The sequence below is a fragment of the Arthrobacter sp. NPDC058127 genome, assembly GCF_042884555.1.
Classification (GTDB): domain Bacteria; phylum Actinomycetota; class Actinomycetes; order Actinomycetales; family Micrococcaceae; genus Arthrobacter.
In genome coordinates, this window is the sequence record NZ_JBHVTT010000020.1 from 21,835 (window position 1) to 42,371 (window position 20,537).

A 20,537-nucleotide genomic window follows, 5' to 3' on the forward strand; every position below is an offset into this window, starting at 1 on the left:
TGCATGCTACGCCCGGTGCTTCCCTGCGGCCATCGCCGGCGACTTTCGAAACGCTACTTGGCGAAGTAGTCGTTCCAGACGTCCACGCCGAGTTTGATGATCAACGCGCCGACCACGATCAGGAACACAATCCGGACAAAGCCGCTGCCTTGTTTCACGGCGGTCCGCGCGCCCAGGTAGCCACCGGCCATGTTGGACAGGCCCAGCACGGCGCCGACGCCCCACAGCAATGATCCGTGCGGCAGGAAGAACAACAGGGCACCGGCGTTCGTGGCCATGTTGACGATCTTCGCCTTGGCGCTGGCCTCAAGGAAGGCATAGCCCATGGCGGAGACAAGGGCTATCACCAGGAACGAGCCTGTTCCTGGACCTATCAGGCCGTCGTAGAACCCGATCACGCCACCGATGGCGCAGGCCACGACGTAGTGCCGGTGGCCGTCGTGTCGCAGGGCGGTCAACTCGCCTGCATTGGGCCGCAACGCGGTGAAGAGCGCGACGGCGATGAGCGCCACCACGATGATGGGTTTGAAGACGCTCGCGGGAAGGTTGGCGGCCAGGACTGCTCCGCCGAAACTTCCCGCGAGGGCAATGACCGCCATGGGTATGGCCGTCTTGAGGTCAGGGCCCACCCGGCGGTAATAGGTGACGGCACTGGTCGTCGTCCCGAAGATGGAGCCCATTTTGTTGGTGGCCAATGCCTGGACGGGGGTGATCCCCGGAACCAGGAGCAAGGCAGGGAGCTGGATCAGTCCCCCGCCGCCCACGACGGCATCTATCCAGCCGGCCGCGAATCCAGCCACCACGATCATGATGAGCGTGGTGAGCTGGACCGACTCGAAGCCGGAGATCACTTCTGGCGTACGGCGTTGACCACGTAATCGGCAGCCTTCTCGACTGCCACGTTTTCTGCCTCGCCGGTGCGGCGGTCCTTGATCTCCACGACACCGTCTACCAAGCCACGGCCGACTGCCACGATCGTGGGGACGCCCACGAGCTCGGCGTCGCCGAACTTCACGCCCGGGGAAACCTTGGGGCGGTCGTCGTAGATCACGTCGAGGCCGGCAGCCTCGAGTTCGGCGGAGAGCTTCTCGGCCGCCGCGAAAATTTCCTCGCCGCGTCCGACGGCGACCACGTGGACGTCCGCGGGGGCCACGGAGCGCGGCCAGACCAGACCACGGTCGTCGTTGTTGGCCTCGGCGAGGGCGGCCACGGCACGGGTCACGCCGACACCGTAGGAGCCCATGGTGACCACAACCTGCTTGCCGTTCTGGTCAAGGACCTTCAAGTCGAGGGCCTCGGCGTACTTGCGGCCGAGTTGGAAGATGTGGCCCATTTCGATGCCGCGCGCAGTTTCCAAGGGACCGGAGCCATCCGGGGCCTCGTCTCCCGCCCGGACCTCGGTGCATTCAATGACGCCGTCCCAGGCGAAGTCGCGCCCGGCTACGAGGCCGAACACGTGCTTGCCGTCTTCGTTCGCTCCGGTGACCCAGCTGGTGCCGGAGACAACCCGGGGGTCAACAAGGAAGAGCAACTTGGACGTGCCTTCAAGGCCGAGCACGGCTTCGGCGAGGTCCAGTCCGGGGCCGATGTAGCCCTTGACGAGTTGCGGGATCTTCTTGAGGTCTTCCTCGTTGGCCGCTTCCAGGCCGATCTCGCCGGCGATGGGCAGGAATGAACCGATGTTGGCCTCGACGCGCTTGAGGTCCACGGCGCGGTCACCGGGAACGCCAATGACCACGATCTGGCGCTCGCCGGTGGGCAGCGTCACGGCGAGGACTACGTTCTTGAGGGTGTCGGCGCCAGTCCAGGCGCCGCCGTCGGAATCGCTGCGGGGAGCGAGCTGGTTGGCTGCGGCCACGAGGGTTTCGATCGTGGGCGTGTCCGGGGTGTCCAGGACGCGCGCGGGAGGCGCGTTGCTGAAGTCGATTTCGGCCGGGACCACGGTGGTCACGGCTTCGACGTTGGCCGCATAGCCGCCTGCCGAGCGCACGAAGGTGTCCTCGCCGATCTCGGTGGGGTGCAGGAATTCCTCGCTCTTGGATCCGCCCATGGCGCCTGCCGTGGCTGCGACGGGGATGACCTCAAGGCCGAGGCGCTCGAAGATTTTCAGGTACGCGGCGCGGTGGGCCGCGTAGCTCGCGTCCAAGCCGGCGTCGTCGACGTCGAAGGAATAGGAGTCCTTCATGATGAATTCGCGGCCGCGGAGGAGGCCTGCCCGGGGGCGGGCTTCGTCGCGGTACTTGTTCTGGATCTGGTAGAGGCTCAGCGGCAGGTCCTTGTACGAGGAGTACAGGTCCTTGACCAGGAGGGTGAACATTTCCTCGTGCGTGGGGGCGAGAAGGTAATCGGCACCCTTGCGGTCCTGGAGGCGGAACAGCCCCTCGCCGTACTCGGTCCAGCGGTTGGTGGCCTCGTAGGGTTCCCGGGGCAGCAGTGCCGGGAAATGGACTTCCTGGGCGCCGATGGCGGCCATTTCCTCGCGGATGATCTGCTCGACCTTGCGCAGGACACTCAATCCCAAAGGCAGCCACGTGTAGATGCCCGGTGCGGCACGGCGGATGTAGCCCGCACGGACCAGGAGTTTGTGGCTGGCGACTTCGGCGTCGACGGGATCTTCACGCAGGGTGCGCAGGAACAGCTGGGAGAGGCGAAGGACCACGGGTCAGAATCCGTTTCTATGGCAAGAGCTGGCAAAAACTACTGTGTACCAATCTACCGGCTTACAGCCGGGCCCCTCGCCCGGCACCTTCGTGAGCGTGGCCCCGGCCATCCCGATTGCCTAATCCTGCCAAACGCAGATGAGCCACGCCATGGTGCGAGGAAGCCCCTGGCCGCTGCGCGGCTGGTCATCCTGCCATGGCGTGGCTCAGCGGCCGGTCCGTCCGCGCCCCAGCGACACGGCTGGTTCTGAATTTATGTGATGGTGGACACTTTATTCAAGGGCTTGGACTAATCAATATTTGTAGGTCCTGGCCCTGGCAACGAACAACGCGGGGTCACTTAGCGCCCATCCGGAGGTCCGACATGGGCCGTAAGTGACCCCGCGTTGCAGATCCGTCCTCGAGGCCCACAGTTGACGCGCCTGTGTATGGGATTTACCTTTTATTCATCACTTGATGAATAAATCGGAGGCCGCGATGTCCCACAGCCCAGCGGGAAGTCCCGCACCAGGCATGTCCCCTGCGCCTCCGGCGGTCAAGGCGGAGGGCCTGCATGTCACGCGCGGCCACAAGAAGATCCTGCGCGGCTTGGACTTCGCCATCGAGCCCGGGCGCATCACGGGCCTGCTCGGACCTTCCGGGAGCGGCAAGACAACCCTCATGCGCTGCATCGTAGGGGTCCAGCGACTCACAGCCGGCAGCGTGGAAGTATTGGGCCGTCCGGCCGGTACACCGTCGTTGCGGCACGACGTCGGATACGTCACCCAGGCACCGAGCGTCTATACGGATCTCAGCGTCGAAGCGAACGTCAGGTATTTCGGCGCCATGCACGGCGTCACGGCGGCGGACATCGCGGAGGCGATTGCCGCCGTCGGGCTCGAATCACTGGCACGGCGGAAGACGGCAGACCTTTCCGGGGGTGAATTCAGCCGGGTCTCGCTGGCCTGCGCGCTCGTCTCGCATCCGAAGCTGCTGGTCCTCGACGAACCGACGGTTGGCTTGGATCCGGTGCTGCGTGCCGAGCTGTGGGAACGGTTCGCCGCCTTGGCCGAAGCGGGCACCACCCTGCTGGTGTCCAGCCATGTCATGGAAGAGGCCTCACACTGTTCCTCCCTGCTCCTGCTCCGCGACGGCTTGCTGCTGGCGCAGCTCAGTCCGGCGGAACTCAGCGAGCGTGGCCACAGCAACGACCTGGAACAGGCCTTCCTGCACTTCATCCAGGAAACGACCGCTACTTCGAAGCACCGGAGTACCAATGAAAGCCAGGTGGCGTCATGAATCCACGGATGATGTTCGCCACCACCAGGCGGGTTTTGGAGCAACTGCGGCACGACCACCGCAGCGTCGCGCTCATCATGGTGGTTCCCGCGCTCCTGCTCACGGGCGTCTACTATCTCTTCGAGAACGAAACCCTGCCTCCCGGATTCCCGCGGACCTTTGACCGTGTGGGACTCATGATGCTGGCCATCTTCCCGTTTGTGGTGATGTTCCTGGTCACGTCGATCACGATGTTGCGCGAAAGGACTTCGGGGACGTTGGAACGGCTCCTGACGACGCCCATCCACAAAGCCGATCTCCTGTTCGGCTATGCGTTGGCGTTCTCCATCATGGCCGCCTTGCAATCGCTTGTCGCCACGGCCGTGGCCTACTGGATCTTCAACCTGGATATCAAGGGCGGTCCTGGTTACGTCGTGATGATCGCCGTCATCAACGCAGTGCTCGGTGTCGCGCTTGGCCTCTTGTGCTCAGCCTTTGCACGGACCGAATTCCAGGCGGTGCAGTTCATGCCGGTAGTGGTGATACCGCAGATCCTGTTGTGTGGACTCTTCGTGGCCCGGGACCACATGAACAGCCTCCTGGAGAGCATCTCCAACGTGCTGCCGCTGACGTTTTCGGTCGATGCGCTCCAGCAGATCGCCGACAACACCGAGGCGACCCAGGCCATGTGGCAGGATGCCGGAATCATGGCGGCGATCGTGGTGGGAGTTTTGGCCCTGGCCTCCTTCACCCTCCGACGGCGGACCTCATGAGCGGCGCCTCGCCTCCCGTGCGGCGGGGACGCCGGAGCGGCGGGAGCGATTCCCGCGAACTGATCCTGGCCACAGCGCGCCGGCTCTTCGCCGAACACGGTTTCGACGGGACGAGCCTCCGGCAAGTTGCCCGCGAAGCCGAAGTGGACCCGGCCATGGTCCACCATTTCTTCAAGGGCAAGGACGAACTCTTCGCCCAGAGCATCGAGCTCCCGGCTGATCCCGACGACGTCCTTGCCGGCGTCGAATCGTTGGATCCCGCGCAGCGCGCGGAAGCGCTCGTCCGCGCCGTGTTGCGGCTATGGGAAAGCCCGGCGCAACACGGGCTTGTCGCGTTCGTCAGGGGGACGATCGGATCCAAGGCCAAGACGGCCTTGCTGCGGGAGACGGTGGCCCGGACCATCCTTTCCAGGATTACAGCGGGAATTCCAGGCTCCCCCGAGGAGGCGAAAATGCGCGGAAACCTTGTCGCCACGCAGGTGGTGGGACTCATGCTGATGCGCTACGTCGTCCGGCTCGAACCCCTGGCTTCCGCCTCCCAGGACGAAGTGGTCCGGCTCGTGGCCCCCAACGTCCAGCACTACCTCACGGGCGAACTCACCCCTCCCAACTGACTAGCAGTTGTTGTCGTTATGAGCCCTCAAAACGACAACTACTGTTAGCTAGTTGGGCTGGGCTGGTCAGTACAGAACCGTGGCGAACGTTCCGAGGCGTTTGAAACCGACCCGCTCGTACGTGGCGCGTGCCCGGGTGTTGTATTCGTTGACGTAGAGGCTCGTAATCGGCGCGAACTGCTGGGCGAGGACAACCACTCCCGCCATGTATCCCGCGCTGAGTCCCTGGCCGCGGAATTCAGGGTTCATCCAGACGCCCTGCACCTGGGTGGCCTGCGCCGTGACGGCCCCGAGTTCGGCTTTGAACTTCACGGTCCCGCCGGCGTCGATGTGTACCAAGGAATGGCCTTGCCGGATCAGTCCGGCCACCCTGCGGCTGTAGAAGTCCTCGCTCCCGAGAAAGGGCGAATACCCCACTTCCTCTTCGAACATGGCTGCGCAGGCGGGCAGGATCCGGTCGAAGTCCGCGATGTTCCCGAAGCCGAGCTGAGGATTGGCTTCGACGGCGGGTGGTCCAGATATCGCCAAAAGCGGCTGCTCGGCACGTACCTCGTGGGCGAAATGCCCCAGCTGCTCCAAGCGGGAATGGAGCGCCAGCACGGTCTCCGCGGGCCCGAAAATCGAGGCATAGCGACGGCCGGCCCGGTGTGCAACCGCCGCAACGCGGGAAGCCAGTTCCGGGTCCAGCTGCACCGGAACCAGATTGGCCCCGGCCCAGCAGGCACCCACCAGGGCGTCGCCGTCGAACACTCCAAAGACGCTCGCGCCCCCGGACGTTGGGGCGGCGCTCCCCGTTGAATCAAGGTGCGCCAGAATGAAAACGTTCGCTACCGGGTCTTCCATCGCGAGCACGCGAAGTGCCCGGGTGTCGGCAGCGCCGAGCACCCGGACGGTGAAATCGTCCTGTCCGGTGCCGTCTTTACTACGAGACGGTAACCACGGGGCTACCCTTGACAGCATCTTCGCCATCGGCCTCCCCCATCTCTTCAGCGATACGCATGGCTTCTTCGATCAGTGTCTCAACAATCTGGCTCTCGGGGACAGTCTTAATGACTTCGCCCTTCACGAAGATCTGGCCCTTGCCGTTTCCGGAGGCTACACCGAGATCGGCTTCCCGGGCCTCACCCGGGCCGTTCACCACGCAACCCATGACGGCGACTCGCAACGGAATCTCCATTCCTTCAAGCCCGGCTGTGACCTGCTCGGCCAGCGTATAGACGTCCACCTGGGCGCGTCCGCATGAAGGGCAGGAGACGATTTCGAGCTTGCGGGGGCGCAGGTTGAGGGACTGCAGGATCTGGTTGCCGACCTTGATTTCTTCGACAGGCGGCGCGGAGAGGGAGACGCGGATGGTGTCGCCGATACCCCGGGACAGCAGCGCTCCGAAGGCCGTGGCGGACTTGATGGTGCCCTGGAAGGCGGGTCCGGCCTCGGTCACGCCAAGGTGCAGGGGCCAGTCGCCCTTTTCGGCAAGCATCTCGTAGGCCGCCACCATGATGACGGGGTCGTTGTGCTTGACGGAGATCTTGAAATCGTGGAAGCCGTGTTCCTCGAACAACGAAGCTTCCCACACAGCGGACTCGACGAGGGCCTCCGGGGTGGCCTTGCCGTACTTCTTCAGGATGCCGGGCTCCAGGGATCCGGCGTTGACGCCGATCCTGATGGACGTACCGTGATCGCGTGCTGCCGCCGCGATTTCCTTCACCTGGTCATCGAACTTGCGGATGTTGCCCGGATTGACGCGGACTGCGGCGCAACCGGCTTCGATCGCGGCGAAGACGTACTTGGGCTGGAAGTGGATGTCCGCGATCACGGGAATCTGGGACTTGCGGGCGATGATCGGCAGCGCCTCGGCGTCGTCCGCAGAGGGGCAAGCGACACGCACGATGTCGCAGCCTGACGCGGTCAGCTCCGCGATCTGCTGCAGGGTGGCGTTGATGTCCGTGGTGGGCGTGGTGGTCATCGATTGCACGCTGATGGGTGAATCGGAGCCGACGCCGACCGAACCCACCTTGATCTGGCGGGTCTTGCGGCGGGGCGCGAGAACGGGGGGTGGGGCTGACGGCATTCCCAGGCTGACCGAGGTCACGTGGACTCCTTGGGTTGAAATGGGTGGATCGTAGGGCCGGAGTCCGGACTCCGGCCGGTCATGCTGCTAGGAAGCGTGGGCGGAGAGCATTCCGATAATGGGGTTCCACTCCGATGTCCGGATGCCTGCGATCCCTCGGACGGCGGCGAACGGATCCTCCTTCAGCGTGGCGTTCAGCTCGGCCTCGTCGGCGGCCTCGAGCAGGAGCAGTGCACCCGCGCCGTCGGTGTAAGGGCCGCTCGCCAGCAGGGTTCCCTGCTCGGCGAGGCTAGCGAGCCAGGCACGGTGGGCAGGGCGGTTCGCATCGCGCACCTCGGCGGACTCGGCGTCGTACACGTACTCAACAGCGAAAACAGTCATATGGATAGCCTATCCCCCAAGCCAAATCCGGGGAGTCCACGGCAGCGTCCGGCGTCTGCCGAGTCGGACAGCATCAGCCGAAGAGGTTGACGGGCTTGACGATGTCCGCGTAGATCAGCAGTGCGCTCATGGCCATGAGGACGCTCGCCACGACATAGGTGAGCGGCAGGAGCTTGGCGATGTCGAAAGCCCCCGGATCCGGTTTGCCGAACAGCTTGGCAATTCGACGCCGGGCACCCTCGTAGAGCGCACCCGCCACGTGTCCGCCGTCGAGCGGCAGGAGCGGAACCAGGTTGAAGACGGCCAGGGCGAAATTCAGTCCGGCAAGGAGTCCCACAAGGGCACCGACGCGCGATTGCAGCGGAACCTGATCCATGGCAGCCACTTCACCGGCCACCCGGCCGACGCCCACCACGCTGATGGGGCCGTTGGGATCGCGCGGCTCGGAGCCGAACGCCGCTTGCGCCACGCCGACCACCCTGGCGGGCAGGTTGAGGATGACTCCGGCGATCTGCTTGATGTTCTCGCCGGCCATCGGAAGAACGGTCGACGCCGGTTGGGGCACCATGGCGGTCTGCGCACCGATGCCGAGGAACCCGACTTCCTCGTACAACGGCTTGCCGTCCGCGCCCTTGGCCTGCTGGCCGTTGTCGCCGATGACGGGGCGTGCGGACAGAACCGGTGTTACTTGCGTCGTGACGCTCTTGCCGCCACGGTCCACGGTGATTTGGACGGCCTTGCCGGCGGACGCCCGGATCCAGCCGCTCATTTCGGCCCAGCTCGTCACAGGCTTGCCGTCAAAGCTGGTGACAACATCGTTGGGCTGGAGCTTGGCCACTGCGGCCGGGGTGAGTTGACAGTTCGGCGAGTTTGGATCGACGGTTTCGCCGGCCTTGACTTGGCACTTGGACACCTCGGCAATGGTGGTGGTGGCCATGGACACTCCGAAGCCCATGAGCAGGACCGCTGTCAGCACCAGGCCGATGAGCAGGTTCATGGCCGGGCCACCCAGCATGATGATGACTTTTTTCCAGACCGGCAGCCTGTAGAAGACCCTGTTCTCGTCGCCTGGGCCTACTTCCTCGTGTGCCGCGGACCGGGCTTCGGTGGCAAGGGTCTGGAACATGCCGGTGCTGGAGGGCCTGACGCTGCCATCTTCCTTGTTGGGCGGGTACATGCCGATCATGGCGACGTAGCCGCCCAGCGGGATCGCCTTGACGCCGTATTCGGTCTCGCCTTTCCGCGTGGACCACAGGGTAGGACCGAATCCGATCATGTATTTCGTGACGCGCACTTTGAACAGCTTGGCGGGAAGCAAGTGCCCCACCTCGTGCAGCGCAATGGAGACGGCCACGCCGATCGCGACGAAGACGACTCCGAGAATGAACAGAATGACGGGATTCATGCCTTAAGTACTGCTTCCTAAAGGGTGCTGTTGGCTAAACGATCGTGGGTGCGCGTGCGTGCCCACCTCTCAGCATCCAACACCGAGTCCACCGTCAGCTCCAAGGATCCTGAATGTTCGCTGAGGACGGACTCCACCGTGTCCACGATGTCTGTGAAGCGGATCCTGCCGGCATGGAATGCTTCTACCGCTTCCTCGTTGGCCGCGTTGAAGACAGCGGGAAAGGTGCTCCCCTGCTTCGCGGCGTCCTTGGCCAGCTCCACGGCGGGGAAGGCTACCGAATCAAGGGGCTCAAACGTCCAACTGGTCGCCTGGGTCCAGTCGCAGGCCTTGGCGGCGCCGGGCACGCGGTCCGGCCACCCGAGGCCGAGGGCGATGGGGAGCCGCATGTCCGGCGGAGAGGCCTGGGCAATGATGGAGCCGTCCACGAACTCCACCATGGAGTGCACCACGGATTGCGGGTGCACCACGACGTCGATCCTGTCCAGGGGGACGTCGAACAGCAGGTGCGCTTCGATGACCTCCAGGCCTTTGTTGACGAGGCTGGCCGAGTTGGTGGTGACCATGAGGCCCATGTCCCACGTGGGGTGGGCAAGGGCCTCGGCCGGGGTGACGTCACGGAGTTGCTCCCGGCTGCGGCCCCGGAAAGGTCCGCCGGACGCCGTCAGGATGAGTTTCTCAACCTCTTTGTCGGTTCCCGCGCGGAGGCATTGGGCAATGGCCGAGTGCTCGGAATCCACGGGCACGATTTGGTCAACGGCGGCAGCGGCCTTCACCAGGGCACCTCCCACGATCAGGGATTCCTTGTTCGCCAAAGCCAGGATGGCGCCGGACTTGAGGGCTGCCAGCGTGGGCGCCAGCCCGATGGACCCCGTGATGCCGTTGAGCACGACGTCCGCTTCGATCGCCGCAATCTTGGTGGACGCATCCGGCCCCGTGATGATTGCCGGATCGTAGTTCCGGAGTCCGGCGGCGGAGGCGGCAGCGCCTATGAGTCTCTGGAGTTCGCGTGGATCGCCATGGGCGATGCCGACTGCCTGTGCCTTGGTGTGGACTGCCTGCTGCGCGATGAGTTCCAGGTTCCCGCCACCCGCGCTCAGCGCCACGACCTCGAAGAGATGGGGGGCGGAGTCGACGACGTCAATCGCTTGAGTGCCGATGGAACCAGTGGACCCGAGGAGGATGATCTTGCGCGGCTGCATTGCTTAAGTATCCCGCACCCCAGGCGTAGCGTTGGTTTGTGGACTGGGTCTCGTGGTTCGAGGCGCCGGACTATGAATTCGCCCGGCAGGTGCTCCAGCGTGGCACGGCCACGCTCTATTTCATCGCGTTCCTGTCCAGCCTCAACCAGTTTCCCGCGCTCCTTGGCGAACACGGGCTCCTCCCCGTACCGAGGTACGTGGACGGCCACAGGATCTTGCGCAGGCCCAGCCTGTTCCGCTGGAAGTATTCGGACACGTTGCTCCGCGCCGTCTGCGCCGCCGGGCTTGCCGTTTCATTGGCTCTCGTGGGCGGGCTGCCGCAGCTGGGCCCGCCGTGGCTTCCCCTGGCGGCGTTCCTGGTTTTGTGGTTGCTCTACATGTCGATCGTCAACGTAGGCCAGACCTTCTACGGCTTCGGTTGGGAGATGCTGCTGCTGGAAATGGGCTTCACCGTCGGCTTCCTCGGTTCGGATCAGACTCCCCCGCCCAGGACCATCCTCGTGCTGCTCGTGTGGCTGCTGTTCAGGCTGGAATTCGGCGCGGGCATGATCAAGATCCATGGCGGAAGCGAGTGGCGTGATTTAACCGCCCTGTACTACCACCACGAGACGCAGCCCATGCCGGGGCCGTTGAGCCGCCAGGCGCATCTCCTGCCCAAAGCGATGCACCGCATGGAAGTGCTCGGCAACCACTTCGCCCAGCTGGTGGTGCCGTTCTTCCTGTTCGCCCCGCAGCCGCTGGCCACCATTGCCGCCGGAATTGTCGTCTTCACGCAGCTTTGGCTGGTGGGGAGCGGAAATTTCGCGTGGCTCAATTGGTCCGCGATCGTGCTCGCCTTCGCTGCGGTGAGCGACCCCGTTGCCCACGCTGTGCTGCCTTTCATCCCGCAGCGGCCGAACCCGGCAGCGGCGGTTCCGCAGACCCCGGTGTGGTGGCTCGCCGTCGTACTCGCGGTGACGGTGCTCCTTCTGGTGCTCAGCTATTGGCCCATCCGCAACCTGCTCTCGCGGGGGCAGCTCATGAACGCCAGCTTCAACCGATGGCAACTGGTCAACACTTACGGGGCGTTCGGCACGGTGACGCGGCACCGGGTGGAAATCGTGGTGGAAGGCACCCAGTCCGAGGTTCCCGTCGACGAGGCCGATTGGCGCGAATACGGCTTCAAGGGCAAGCCCGGCGATGTCCGCCGGTTGCCCCGGCAATGGGCGCCATACCACCTGCGCCTCGACTGGCTGATGTGGTTCCTGCCCTTGCGCACGGTGCACGAAGAATGGTTCTACGCGTTCTTGGGCAAGCTGCTCGACGCCGATCCGCCCACCTTGCGCTTGTTGCGCCAGGACCCGTTCGACGGCGACCGGCCGCGCTGGGTGCGGGCGCGCAGCTTCCTCTACCGCTTCGCCACGAGGGCCGAGTTCCGGGAAACGGGTCAGCGCTGGATCCGGATGGAGCTCTACGAGGTCATCGCCCCGTTGTCGCTGCCGAGGTCACGACGGCGCGGTCAATAGACTGGCCCGTCAATGGGTCCGGCCCGAGCAGCCCTTCAGGAAAGCCGGGCCCTGCGTAGCGTGGATTCGGCGTGTTTCAGGATGGGGCCGTCCACCATTTTTCCCTTGTGCTGGAACACACCGGTTCCAGCCGCAGCCGCAGCGTCAAGCAGCTCCCGGGCCCCTGCGACGGCCTCGGGCGACGGAGCGTAGGCTTCGCGGACAACGGCGACCTGGTTCGGGTGGATGCAGGCCTTCGCACCGAATCCACTGGCCACTGCGTCGGCGGATTCCACGGCAAGCCCGGCAAGATCGGGAATGTCGACATAGACCGAGTCGATGGCCTCCTTGCCCGCGGCTTTCGCGGCCAGCAGCACCGTGGAGCGGGAGTGCGTTGCGACGGCGCGGTAGCCGCCGTCGTCCTTGCGGCTGGAGGAACCGCCCATCGAGGCGATCAGGTCCTCGGCGCCCCACATGAGCCCGACGACGTTGGGAGCCTGGGCGATCTCAGCCGCGTTGACGATCCCTTTGGCCGTCTCGCACAGGGCGATGACGTGGTAACCCTCGAGTGCTTTCAACTGTTCGGCGGTCTCGGCCTTGGCCAGCATGACGGTCCGGTATGGGGTATGCGCGAGGCAGTGCAGGTCCTTCTCGAAGTCCGGAGTGCCCACCGGATTGACGCGCACTATCGTGCGGCTGGGGTCGAGCTCGGCGGTCTCGCCACCTGAGCCGAGCTGGGCGAGGATGGCGCCCCGGGCCCGCTTCTTGTCTGCGGGCGCGACGGCGTCCTCAAGGTCCACGATGACGGCGTCGGAACGCTCGGCGGCCTTTTGGAAGCGTTCCGGGCGGTCGGCGGGGCAGAAAAGAAGAGCGGGGCCCATGGTGAAGGTCATGTATTGATTGTCCCCTGTTGCGCCTCCAGATGCGCGGTCCGGCTCCACATGAGACAAGTGCGCGTGGCCAGAGCCACAATCTTTCCGTCCTGGTTGCGGCCGGTGTGTTTCATGGTCACCACGCCCTGCCCGGGACGCGATGACGACTCCCGTTTCCCGCTGATGACAGTCTCGGTGTAGAGGGTATCGCCGTGGTAGAGGGGGTGTGGGAAAGAGACGTCCGTGAGGCCCAGCTGGGCAATGATGGTGCCCTGGGTCAGTTGGGTCACGGACTGTCCCACCATGGTGGACAAGGTGAACATCGAGTTCATGAGCCTCTGCCCGAAGGGCTGCTTGGCGCTCCACGCCGAGTCCAAGTGGAGGGCCTGGGTATTCATAGTCAACGTAGTGAAAAGGACGTTGTCCGTTTCGGTGACGGTCCGCCCCGGCCGGTGGGCGTAAACGACGTCTTCCTCAAGCTCGTCGAAATAGAGGCCCCGCTGCTCGACAATGCGGGGTTCGGGGACCCGGGGTTCAGCGTCCGTGGTCATACAGTCAGTTCCTGGTCCTCTTCGAAAAGCTCGACGCCGGTCGCGGCCGCCACGTCCTCGGCCGATACGTTCGGTGCCAACTCGCGCAGGACGAGCCTCGACACCCCGCCTTCGGAGACGACGTCGATCACGGCGAGGTCGGTGATGATCCGGTCCACGCAGCCTTTCCCCGTGACGGGCAACGAGCATTCCTTGACGATCTTGGGTTTGCCGTTGCGGTCCACGTGCTCCATCATCACGATCACCCGCTTGGCGCCGAACACCAGGTCCATGGCGCCGCCCATGCCCTTGACCATTTTGCCCGGGATCATCCAATTGGCCAGGTCCCCGTTGGCCGCGACTTCCATGGCGCCCAGCACGGCGACGTCCACATGGCCGCCGCGGATCATGCCGAACGACGTCGCTGAGTCAAAGAACGCGGCGCCCGCGTTGACGGTGACCGTTTCCTTGCCGGCGTTGATCAGATCCGGGTCCACGGCATCCTCGGCCGGGTAGGGGCCAACGCCCAGGATCCCGTTCTCGGAATGCAGGATCACCTCGACCCCGTCAGGGATGTAGTTGGGAATCAGGGTGGGCATGCCGATCCCCAGGTTGACGTATTGCCCATTGCTGAGTTCACGGGCTACGCGGGCGGCGAGTTCGTTCCGCGTCCAGCCTTTGCCCTCGTGGTCCTCGACGCCGGCGCGGCGGTACTCGTGCCTGACCGCCTCGGGACGCGGCGGCACATCCTGGGTGATGTTCGATTCCATGGCTACGCTCCTGTCTTCCCGGTCAACGCGACGGTCCGCTTTTCGATGCGTTTCTCCGTGTCCGGTGCAACCACGACCCGCTGGACGAAGATGCCCGGGGTGTGGATATGTTGCGGATCGAGTTCGCCGGGTTCCACAAGCTCTTCGACCTCGGCGATGGTGATCCGGGCCGCCATGGCGCACAGTGGATTGAAGTTCATGGCCGTCGCGTGGAAGACGAGGTTCCCGTGGCGGTCCCCCTTCCAGGCGTGGACCAGTCCGAAATCGGGTGTCAGGGATTCCTCCAGGACATAGTCCGCCCCGTTGAAGGTGCGCACTTCCTTAGGTGAGGATGCGATCGCCACGTTGCCGTCGGCGTCGTACTTTTGCGGCAGACCGCCTTCCGAAACCTGCGTCCCGACGCCGGCCGCCGTGAAGAACGCGGGGATTCCGGCCCCGCCGGCACGCAGTTTCTCGGCGAGGGTGCCTTGCGGTGTGAGGACCACCTCGAGTTCACCGGCGAGGTACTGCCGCGCGAACTCCTTGTTCTCACCAACATAGGAACTGATGGTCCGGCGGATCCGTCCGTCCTTCAGCAGGATGCCCAGGCCCCAGTCGTCCACGCCGCAGTTGTTGCTGACTGTTTCAAGGTCCTTGGTGCCTTGATGGTGGAGCGCATCGATCAGCGCCACCGGGATACCGCACAAGCCGAACCCACCGACGGCGAGAGAGGCACCGTCGTGGATGTCTTTCACCGCTTCCGCGGCGCTGGCAACAACTTTGTCGATCATCGTTTACCTTCCCTGACGGTTAAAGGCCCAGCTCGCGGGCGATGAGCATCAACTGGACCTCGGTGGTGCCTTCCCCGACTTCCAGGATCTTGGAGTCGCGGTAGTGCCGTGCCACCGTGAATTCGTTGATGAAGCCATAGCCACCGAACACCTGGGTGGCGTCCCGTGCGTTGTCCATGGCTGCCTCGCCTGCGACCATCTTAGCGATGGCCGCTTCGGTCTTGAACGGCTTGCCGGCCAGCATCCTCGCGGCCGCATCGTAGTAGGCCAGGCGTGCCGTGTGGGCCCGTGCCTGCATGCGGGCGATCTTGAACTGGATGGCCTGGTACTTGCCGATGTTCTGGCCGAAGGCCACACGTTCCTTGGCGTACTTCACGGACAAGTCGACGCAGCCCTGTGCCGCACCGGTGGCGAGCGCGGCGATGGCGATACGGCCTTCGTCCAGGATGGACAGGAAGTTGGCGTAACCACGGCCCCGGACACCAAGCAGGTTCTCCTCGGGCACCCGGACGTTGTTCAGTGTGAGCGGGTGCGTGTCGGAGGCGTTCCAGCCCACCTTGTTGTAGGCCTTTTCCGCGGTGAAACCGGGCGTGTCGGTGGGAACCAGGATGGTGGAGATTTCCTTCTTGATGCTCCCGTCCTTGCGTTCGTGCTGCCCGGTGACGGCGGTGACGGTGACGAGGCGCGTGATGTCGGTCCCGGAGTTGGTGATGAACTCCTTGTTGCCGTTGATGACCCAGCGGCCGTCCTCGAGGTGGGCGTTCGTTTTGGTCCCTCCGGCGTCCGAGCCAGCTTCCGGCTCGGTCAGGCCGAAGCCCGCGAGCGCTTCGGCCGAAGTCAGCTGGGGCAGCCAGTGTTCTTTCTGCTCCTGCGTGCCGAAGCGGTACACCGGCATGGCGCCCAGCGAGACGCCTGCTTCGAGGGTGATCGCCACGGACTGGTCAACCCGGCCCAGCTGTTCCAGCGCGAGGGCGAGCGCGAAGTAGTCTCCGCCCATGCCGCCGAACTCCTCAGGGAAGGGCAGGCCGAAAAGGCCCATCTCGCCCATTTGCTTGACTACCTCGTACGGGAAGCTGTGTTCCTCGTCGTGCTTGGTGGACACCGGTGCCACTACCTCGTCGGCGAATTCCCGGACGGAGTCGCTCAGGTCCTGGTATTCCTCGGTGAGTTCAAAACTTGCCATGGCTAGACTTCCTCGTCTTTCTGGTTCTCTGCTGTAACTTCAAGGGCGGGTTCCGCTGTGGCCTCGGGGGTGGGTTCCGCCGCAACGTGGATGGTGGCGAGGACCTGGTCGGCCTTGACGAGGTCCCCGGTCTTGCTGCTGAGGTGCACGGTGCCGGACACCGAGGCCACCAATTGGTGTTCCATCTTCATCGCCTCCACGGCAAGGAGGACCTGGCCTGCTTCCACGTGGTCGCCGTTGTGCACCGAAACGGAGACCACGGTTCCCGGCATGGGAGACCGGACTTCGGGATCCGCGGCGCCTTCTTCGCGCTGGATGCCAGCGAGGATGCGTTGGAGCCGGGCCTCGCGGTCCAGGATCTCCAGCCGGCAGGACCAGCCGTCGCTGCCGAGCCAGAGTTCGCGTGTCCCTGGCCCAGGAGTTGGTGAGCCGTGCGCGAAATGGTGCTCGACGCCGTCGAGCACCAGCACCGCATGTCCCGAGGGTCCCGGCCGCATGACGGCAGAGTGCTCGACGCCGCTGTCCACGCGGGCGGTGAAGCCCGGCCCGTTCACTGTCAATCCCACGGTGGCAAGTCCGCCGTCGGGACGTCCGACTGTGGTCTTCCACGGTGCGGGCGCGCCCACGCGCCAGCCGTCGGCGGCGTTCCAGGGTGCTGCCGTTCCGGCAGGAGCCAAGACCTGACGGCTCAGTATCGCCGCGGAGACCAGCTCGACGTCGGTCACTTGGCGGAACTCCATTCCCTCCAGCTTGCGCTCGATCAAGCCGGTGTCGAGGCGGCCGGCGCGGACGTCGTCGTCGTTGATCAGGAGCCGCAGGTACTCGACGTTCGTGTGGACACCCAGCAGGGTGTAGTCCCCCAGTGCGTGGTCAAGGGTGTCCAACGCCGCTTTGCGGTCCGGGCCCCAGGCGATGACCTTCGCGAGCATGGGATCGTAGTCTCCGGTGACGGACAGTCCCGGCAGCATGGCGGAGTCGACGCGGACGTGCGGATCCTTGCTTGCCCGTTCCCGGAGCGTCACGATCTCGCCGATCGACGGCATGAAACCGCGTTCGGGTACCTCCGCGTAGACGCGCGACTCTACCGCGTGACCGTCAAGCACGACGTCGGGCTGCGCCACCGTGAGGACCTCACCCGCGGCGATGCGCACTTGCCATTCGACCAGGTCGACGCCCGTCACCATTTCCGTGACAGGGTGCTCCACCTGGAGGCGGGTGTTCATCTCCATGAAGAAGAAATGCTCCGGGTCCTGGTCCGAGACGAGGAACTCCACCGTGCCGGCGCCGCTGTACTTGACGCTTCGGGCGGCCTGGCAGGCGGCCTCACCGATCCGCGCCCGGACCTCTGCCCCGTTCGCGAGGGACTCGAGCAACGGGGACGGTGCTTCCTCGATGACTTTTTGGTGGCGGCGCTGGAGCGAGCATTCACGCTCGCCGAGGTGGATCACGTTGCCGTGGTTGTCGGCGAGGACCTGGACTTCGATGTGCCGGGGCTCCTGGATGAGCCGCTCCAGGAACAGGGTGTCGTCACCGAAAGCGCTCGCAGCCACGCGGCGGGCCGTCAGCAGCGTGGCCGCCATATCCTCGAGCCGCTCCACGATGTGCATGCCCTTGCCGCCGCCCCCGGCCGAGGGCTTGATGAGCAGGGGGAAGCCGACGCCGGACGCCGCCTCGATCAGCGCTTCGTCGCTCAAACCAGGTTCGGCGATGCCCGGTACGCATGGGACGCCGTAAGACATGACGTGGTTTTTTGAACGGATCTTGTCGCCCATGATCTCGATGGCATCAATGCCGGGGCCGATGAACGCGATGCCGGCCGCGTCCAGGGCCTTGGCAAACTCAACGTTCTCGGCGAGGAATCCGTAGCCGGGGTGGACAGCTTGGGCGCCGCTTTGCAGGCAGGCCTCGATGATCGCGTCGATCCGAAGGTAGCTGTCCGCTGCCGCGGCTGTGCCGATGCGGACGGCGGTGTCTGCTTCGCGCACGTGGCGGGCCCCGGCGTCGGCGTCTGAGTAGACCGCCACGGAACGGATGCCCATCGCCCTCAGGGTGCGGATCACGCGGCAGGCGATCTCGCCGCGGTTAGCGACAAGGACGGTGTCGAAAGAAGTGATTGTCATGGGGTCACATCCGGAAGAGGCCGAAGGAGGTTTCCGGCAGTGGTTGGCGGGAGACGGTGTCCAAGGCCATGCCCAGGACGCGCCGGGTATCTGCGGGGTCGATGATGCCGTCGTCCCAGAGCCGGGCGGTGGAGTAGTACGGGCTGCCTTGGTCCTCGTATTGCTGCTTGATGGGGGCCTTGAAGGCTTCCTCGTCCTCGGCGGACCATTCCTCGCCGCGGGCCTCGTATTGGTCCCGTTTGACGGTGGCCAGCACGCTGGAGGCCTGGTTCCCGCCCATCACCGAGATCCGGGACGCCGGCCACATCCACAGGAAGCGCGGCGAGTAGGCCCGGCCGCACATCGAGTAGTTTCCGGCACCGAAGGAGCCGCCGATCACCACGGTCAGCTTCGGCACGCGGGCGGTGGCGACGGCGGTGACCATCTTGGCGCCGTTCTTGGCGATGCCGCCGTGCTCGTAGTCCTTGCCTACCATGAAGCCGGAGAGGTTCTGCAGGAAGACCAAGGGGATGCCGCGCTGGTCGCATAGCTCGATGAAGTGCGCGCCTTTGAGGGCGGATTCGCTGAAGAGCACCCCGTTGTTGGCGACGATGCCCACAGGATGGCCATGCAGCTTCGCGAATCCCGTCACCAGGGTGGTGCCGTAGTTCTTCTTGAACTCGTGGAACCTCGAGCCGTCCACGAGCCGGGCGATTACTTCGCGGACGTCGTACTGGGCATTGACGTCCGTAGGAACCGCACCATAGATCTCACCCGGGTCCGCCACCGGCTCGACGACGGCGTCCACGTCCCACGCCGGGGCTGCCGGCTTGGGCAGGGTGGAGACGATGTCCCGGACGATCTGCAGGGCGTGCTCGTCGTTTTCGGCGAGGTGGTCCGTCACACCGGAAATCCGGGAGTGGACGTCCCCGCCGCCAAGTTCCTCGGCCGTCACGATCTCACCGATGGCGGCCTTCACGAGGGGCGGCCCGCCCAGGAAAATGGTGCCTTGGTTACGGACGATCACTGTTTCGTCGCTCATGGCGGGCACGTAGGCGCCACCGGCCGTGCAGGACCCCATGACCGAGGCGATCTGCGGGATCTTCGCCGCTGACATCTTCGCCTGGTTGAAGAAGATCCGGCCAAAGTGCTCTTTGTCCGGGAACACCTCATCCTGCTTGGGCAGGAAAGCTCCCCCGGAATCCACGAGGTAGACGCACGGCAGCCTGTTCTCCAGCGCGATTTCCTGGGCCCGGAGGTGCTTCTTCACCGTCATCGGGTAATAGGACCCGCCCTTGACCGTGGCGTCGTTGGACACCACCATCACCTGGCGTCCATGGACCAGCCCGATCCCCGCAATCACGCCGGCGCCCGGCGAATCATCGTTGTACATCCCGTTGGCCGCCAACGGGGCGATCTCCAGGAACGGGCTTCCCTCGTCCAGCAAGTAATTGATGCGCTCGCGCGGCAACAGTTTGCCCCTGGAGATGTGCCGCTCACGCGACTTCTCCGGCCCACCGAGCGCGGCCACGGCAAGGCGCTTCTTCAGCTCGCGCACCAGGGACAGCTGCGCTTCCGCGTTGGCCGCGAACTGGTCGCTGCTGGTATCCAGCTGGCTGGCGAGTGTCTCCATCGACTGTGTCCCATCCCGGCCAATGGCCATCTCAGTTAGTACCGCATAACTGGAATTTAGGTTAGTCTCTATTAACTGTGTTGTCCATCACCCCTGCACTGGGCCCGTCCCGGTACCGGCGCTGAAGTGGACGCGTGCAAAAGGAGGAATTGTGGTCACCTTCCAGCGGAGCCCGCAGCAGGACGGCCAAAACCCGCGGAGCCCCAAGCAAGACAGCCCGACCCAGCGGAGCCAAGCCAAGGAAACACGGCGCAAGGCCCTCCTGACCGCCGCGGCCGGGTTGTTCGCGGCCGACGGTTTCAACCGCGTGTCCCTTGAGGACCTCGGGGCTGCGGCAGGAGTCAGCGGCCCTGCGGTGTACCGGCATTTCCCGGGAAAACAAGCCGTGCTCGCCGAGCTCCTGCTGAGCGTGAGCCGGAATCTGCTCGACGGCGGCCGCACCGTGGCGTCCGAGGCCTCCGACGCCGAAGCTGCGTTGCGCGGACTGGTGGAATTCCATGTGGACTTCGCCCTCAGCAATCCCGATGTCATCCGGGTCCAAGACCGCGACTTCAGCAACCTCAGCGACTCCGACCAAGCCGAAGTACGCACCCTGCAGCGCAACTACGTGGAACTGTGGGTGGGGGTGCTCGGGGAACTGCATCCCGACACGGATCCTGCCGAGCTACGGGTCCGCGCCCACGCAGCCTTCGGCCTCATCAACTCGACTCCCCACTCGGTCCGGCACCACGGACGCCGCATGGCGGTCAAAAGCGCCCGGCCCATCCTCGAACGCATGGCCCTCGCAGCGCTGATGGTGCGCTAGCCTCCCGCCCCAAAAGGCCCAACTGACTCCC

19 protein-coding genes are annotated in these 20,537 nt (G+C 64.9%); 5 read left to right on the plus strand and 14 right to left on the minus strand.

All coding sequences use genetic code 11. The features are described from left to right. Nucleotides 1–53 precede the first annotated feature (53 nt). On the minus strand, nucleotides 54–851 hold the full coding sequence (locus ACFVTG_RS20480; RefSeq protein WP_284752677.1) for a TSUP family transporter: 798 nt from the start codon (nucleotides 849–851) through the stop codon (nucleotides 54–56). Continuing rightward, the gene (locus ACFVTG_RS20485) at nucleotides 848–2,659 is read right to left on the minus strand and encodes a proline--tRNA ligase (protein ID WP_284752676.1); all 1,812 of its coding nucleotides are present in this window, start codon (nucleotides 2,657–2,659) and stop codon (nucleotides 848–850) included. Before ACFVTG_RS20485 ends, ACFVTG_RS20480 begins: the two co-directional genes overlap by 4 nt. 514 nt (nucleotides 2,660–3,173) lie before the next feature. Between ACFVTG_RS20485 and ACFVTG_RS20490 the strand changes: the two genes are divergently transcribed. From ACFVTG_RS20490 to ACFVTG_RS20500, 3 genes are read left to right on the plus strand one after another with little or no spacing between them, the layout of a single operon-like run. Continuing rightward, nucleotides 3,174–3,938, plus strand: a complete 765-nt coding sequence (locus ACFVTG_RS20490; protein WP_390282741.1) for an ABC transporter ATP-binding protein — start codon at nucleotides 3,174–3,176, stop codon at nucleotides 3,936–3,938. An 8-nt stretch (nucleotides 3,939–3,946) separates the two neighbouring features. Further along, nucleotides 3,947–4,690, plus strand: coding sequence for an ABC transporter permease (locus tag ACFVTG_RS20495; protein ID WP_284752702.1), 744 nt, complete (start codon nucleotides 3,947–3,949; stop codon nucleotides 4,688–4,690). Next, on the plus strand, nucleotides 4,687–5,304 hold the full coding sequence (locus tag ACFVTG_RS20500; protein ID WP_390282696.1) for a TetR family transcriptional regulator: 618 nt from the start codon (nucleotides 4,687–4,689) through the stop codon (nucleotides 5,302–5,304). The genes ACFVTG_RS20495 and ACFVTG_RS20500 overlap by 4 nt, the downstream gene beginning before the upstream one ends. A gap of 66 nt (nucleotides 5,305–5,370) precedes the next feature. Here ACFVTG_RS20500 and ACFVTG_RS20505 read toward each other — a convergent pair whose 3' ends face one another. The 5 genes from ACFVTG_RS20505 to dxr form a co-directional block, all read right to left on the minus strand. Then, the gene (locus ACFVTG_RS20505) at nucleotides 5,371–6,264 is read right to left on the minus strand and encodes a GNAT family N-acetyltransferase (protein ID WP_390282742.1); all 894 of its coding nucleotides are present in this window, start codon (nucleotides 6,262–6,264) and stop codon (nucleotides 5,371–5,373) included. After that, a complete protein-coding gene (gene ispG, locus ACFVTG_RS20510; RefSeq protein ID WP_284752674.1) occupies nucleotides 6,227–7,393 on the minus strand; it encodes a flavodoxin-dependent (E)-4-hydroxy-3-methylbut-2-enyl-diphosphate synthase in 1,167 nt (388 codons plus the stop codon). Before ispG ends, ACFVTG_RS20505 begins: the two co-directional genes overlap by 38 nt. Before the next feature lie 66 nt (nucleotides 7,394–7,459). Then, nucleotides 7,460–7,753, minus strand: coding sequence for a YciI family protein (locus ACFVTG_RS20515; protein ID WP_284752673.1), 294 nt, complete (start codon nucleotides 7,751–7,753; stop codon nucleotides 7,460–7,462). A 73-nt stretch (nucleotides 7,754–7,826) separates the two neighbouring features. Beyond that, entirely contained in the window at nucleotides 7,827–9,158 is a 1,332-nt protein-coding gene (locus ACFVTG_RS20520) for a site-2 protease family protein (protein WP_284752672.1), read from the minus strand. Nucleotides 9,159–9,175: 17 nt separating this feature from the next. Then, on the minus strand, nucleotides 9,176–10,360 hold the full coding sequence (gene dxr, locus ACFVTG_RS20525; RefSeq protein ID WP_390282697.1) for a 1-deoxy-D-xylulose-5-phosphate reductoisomerase: 1,185 nt from the start codon (nucleotides 10,358–10,360) through the stop codon (nucleotides 9,176–9,178). A 38-nt stretch (nucleotides 10,361–10,398) separates the two neighbouring features. Between dxr and ACFVTG_RS20530 the strand changes: the two genes are divergently transcribed. Then, on the plus strand, nucleotides 10,399–11,865 hold the full coding sequence (locus tag ACFVTG_RS20530; protein ID WP_390282698.1) for a lipase maturation factor family protein: 1,467 nt from the start codon (nucleotides 10,399–10,401) through the stop codon (nucleotides 11,863–11,865). A gap of 35 nt (nucleotides 11,866–11,900) precedes the next feature. Here ACFVTG_RS20530 and ACFVTG_RS20535 read toward each other — a convergent pair whose 3' ends face one another. Genes ACFVTG_RS20535 through ACFVTG_RS20565 form a run of 7 tightly spaced genes read right to left on the minus strand, consistent with a single transcriptional unit; the run spans nucleotide 11,901 to nucleotide 19,701 of the window. Next, entirely contained in the window at nucleotides 11,901–12,737 is an 837-nt protein-coding gene (locus ACFVTG_RS20535; RefSeq protein WP_284752669.1) for a CoA ester lyase, read from the minus strand. Then, nucleotides 12,734–13,267, minus strand: coding sequence for a MaoC family dehydratase (locus ACFVTG_RS20540; RefSeq protein ID WP_390282699.1), 534 nt, complete (start codon nucleotides 13,265–13,267; stop codon nucleotides 12,734–12,736). The genes ACFVTG_RS20535 and ACFVTG_RS20540 overlap by 4 nt, the downstream gene beginning before the upstream one ends. After that, nucleotides 13,264–14,016, minus strand: a complete 753-nt coding sequence (locus tag ACFVTG_RS20545) for a CoA transferase subunit B (RefSeq protein ID WP_390282700.1) — start codon at nucleotides 14,014–14,016, stop codon at nucleotides 13,264–13,266. The genes ACFVTG_RS20540 and ACFVTG_RS20545 overlap by 4 nt, the downstream gene beginning before the upstream one ends. A gap of 2 nt (nucleotides 14,017–14,018) precedes the next feature. After that, nucleotides 14,019–14,786 carry a CoA transferase subunit A gene (locus ACFVTG_RS20550; RefSeq protein ID WP_284752666.1) on the minus strand — a complete coding sequence of 256 codons (768 nt, stop codon included), beginning with the start codon at nucleotides 14,784–14,786 and terminating at the stop codon, nucleotides 14,019–14,021. 19 nt (nucleotides 14,787–14,805) lie between these two features. Next, entirely contained in the window at nucleotides 14,806–15,969 is a 1,164-nt protein-coding gene (locus tag ACFVTG_RS20555; protein ID WP_234753077.1) for an acyl-CoA dehydrogenase family protein, read from the minus strand. A gap of 2 nt (nucleotides 15,970–15,971) precedes the next feature. Further along, complete coding sequence (locus ACFVTG_RS20560; protein ID WP_390282701.1) at nucleotides 15,972–18,089, minus strand: acetyl/propionyl/methylcrotonyl-CoA carboxylase subunit alpha; 2,118 nt, start codon at nucleotides 18,087–18,089, stop codon at nucleotides 15,972–15,974. A 4-nt stretch (nucleotides 18,090–18,093) separates the two neighbouring features. Beyond that, complete coding sequence (locus tag ACFVTG_RS20565; RefSeq protein WP_390282702.1) at nucleotides 18,094–19,701, minus strand: carboxyl transferase domain-containing protein; 1,608 nt, start codon at nucleotides 19,699–19,701, stop codon at nucleotides 18,094–18,096. Between the two features lie 151 nt (nucleotides 19,702–19,852). Here ACFVTG_RS20565 and ACFVTG_RS20570 point away from each other — a divergent pair, with 151 nt between their 5' ends. Next, nucleotides 19,853–20,506, plus strand: coding sequence for a TetR/AcrR family transcriptional regulator (locus tag ACFVTG_RS20570; RefSeq protein WP_390282703.1), 654 nt, complete (start codon nucleotides 19,853–19,855; stop codon nucleotides 20,504–20,506). Nucleotides 20,507–20,537: the final 31 nt, after the last annotated feature.